This window comes from Streptomyces sp. UNOC14_S4, from assembly GCF_020740835.1.
Lineage (GTDB): Bacteria > Actinomycetota > Actinomycetes > Streptomycetales > Streptomycetaceae > Streptomyces.
Genome location: NZ_JAINFC010000866.1, coordinates 1 through 1721, shown reverse-complemented (window position 1 = coordinate 1721; position 1721 = coordinate 1). Strand labels below are relative to the sequence as shown.

Genomic DNA, 1721 nt, shown 5'->3' with positions numbered 1-1721 from the left:
GGGCGAGGACGAGGCGGTGGCGGAGGCGCCCCGGGCCGAGGGGCTGCCGCTCGCGCCGTGCAGCGCCTTGGCGTCCGTACGGCCGGGCCTGCTGCCCGGCATCCGCACCCCGCCGTCCGGCTCGGCGCCCGCGTCCCGCTGCTTGCCCGCGCCGTCCGAGGACGAGGCCGGTTTCGCCGGGTCGCTCACGCTCATGCAGCCCCCGAGGGCCAGGGCGGCGACGGCCACGGCGGCGATCCGGGTGGCGGCTGCGTGAGCGGGGGTGGGGCGCATGGAGGGACCGCCTTCGGGTGCTTCGGGAGTGCACGGGAGGTGCGCACGGGGGTGCAGGGGAACGCAGGGGACTGACGCCCTGCCCAACTGGCCCCGCACCGCACAGGACACGCGCGGCGCGCCGCTGCGGGCCCACTCCCGCCCCGTGGGCACCGCCGGGCACACCACTGGTCCCTTCAGGGCTCACCCGTCACCGCGGGCGGCGCGCCCTCACCCGCGGCCGAGGCAATGCTCAGCCGTAGCCGAGAGCGTGCAGGCGAGCGTCGTCGATGCCGAAGTGGTGGGCCACCTCGTGAACCACCGTCACCTCGGTCTCGTGCACCGCCTCTTCCCGGGTGGCGCACATCCGCAGCGTCGGGCCCCGGTAGACGGTGATCCGGTCCGGCAGGACGCCCGCGTACCACTCGCCGCGCTCGGTCAGCGGCGTCCCCTCGTAGAGGCCGAGCAGCTCCGGGTCGTCCGCCGGGGGCTCGTCCTCGACGAACACCGCGACGTTGTCCATGAGCCGCGTCAGCTCCGGGGGGATGCGGTCCAGGGCCTCGGCGACCAGTTCCTCGAACTCCTCGCGCGTCATCTCCAGCACGCTCGCCATTGTCCGCCACGAAGGCGCTCCGCGGGGGCCCGGCCGGGCCCGTGCGAGCCGCACCGGAGCGTGCCGCGGGGGCCCTGCGGGGGTGCCGCGAGGGTGCCGCGGGCCTGTTGCGGGGGCGCCGCACCGGGTCATCGGCAAACCGTTTTGGCGTTACCTCCTCCCATCCCATATGCTTCTCACGTCCCCGAGGCGCTGCGAAGCGCCCAGGCGGGCCATCAGCCCTCATCGTCTAGTGGCCCAGGACGCCGCCCTTTCAAGGCGGTAGCACGGGTTCGAATCCCGTTGGGGGCACGCTTCATCGTGTGCAAGACTTGTCTTGCACATAGCTTGGTCCTGTGGAGCAGTTTGGAGTGCTCGCCACCCTGTCAAGGTGGAGGCCGCGGGTTCAAATCCCGTCAGGACCGCTGCGATTCCTTGTGGATCGCGTGGCTGGGTAGCTCAGTTGGTACGAGCGTCCGCCTGAAAAGCGGAAGGTCGCCGGTTCGACCCCGGCCCCAGCCACCGCGAGCCCCCCGTCTTCGGATGGGGGGCTCAGTTTTTTGTCCTTACTTTTCGGAGCGGTGCCCCGGGTGGCCTCTGGCACCCTCGCTCCTGACTCCACGCCCACCGGGTTGCCTCTCACGCTCCGCGCGCGGGTGCGCCCCCGGTGGGGGCTTGTCGCGCAGTTCCCCGCGCCCCTAAAAGCCGCCCACGAGCTCGGTCACCCCTGCCCGTCCGGCGACTGCGGGCCGTCGCTGGTTGCTCGCGCAGTTCCCCGCGCCCCTGACGGGGCGCGCCGGACATCCGGCACCCCACCCGTATCGGCCGCACGCACCGCGTTTCAGGTTCCGGCCGGAGGTCACGCCCCCGGCCCACC

General features: G+C 73.1%; 1 protein-coding gene, 3 tRNA genes and 1 pseudogene. 3 read left to right on the top strand and 2 right to left on the bottom strand.

Features of this window, described 5'->3' with window-relative positions; genetic code table 11:
* Together K6I34_RS36590 and K6I34_RS36585 are read right to left on the bottom strand one after the other, a co-directional pair.
* Positions 1-273 (bottom strand): annotated as a pseudogene (locus K6I34_RS36590) (hypothetical protein); the annotation flags it as partial.
* Between the two features lie 232 nt (positions 274-505).
* Positions 506-856: a metallopeptidase family protein gene (locus K6I34_RS36585; RefSeq protein ID WP_229332333.1), complete on the bottom strand. Its 351-nt coding sequence runs from the start codon at positions 854-856 to the stop codon at positions 506-508.
* 227 nt (positions 857-1083) lie between these two features.
* On the opposite strand from K6I34_RS36585, the gene K6I34_RS36580 reads away from it, so the two are divergent.
* From K6I34_RS36580 to K6I34_RS36570, 3 genes are all read left to right on the top strand, one after another.
* Positions 1084-1156 (top strand) — tRNA-Glu (locus K6I34_RS36580).
* 38 nt (positions 1157-1194) lie between these two features.
* Positions 1195-1269: transfer RNA gene (locus K6I34_RS36575), tRNA-Asp, on the top strand.
* A gap of 23 nt (positions 1270-1292) precedes the next feature.
* Positions 1293-1366 (top strand) — tRNA-Phe (locus K6I34_RS36570).
* The last annotated feature ends 355 nt before the right edge of the window (positions 1367-1721 follow it).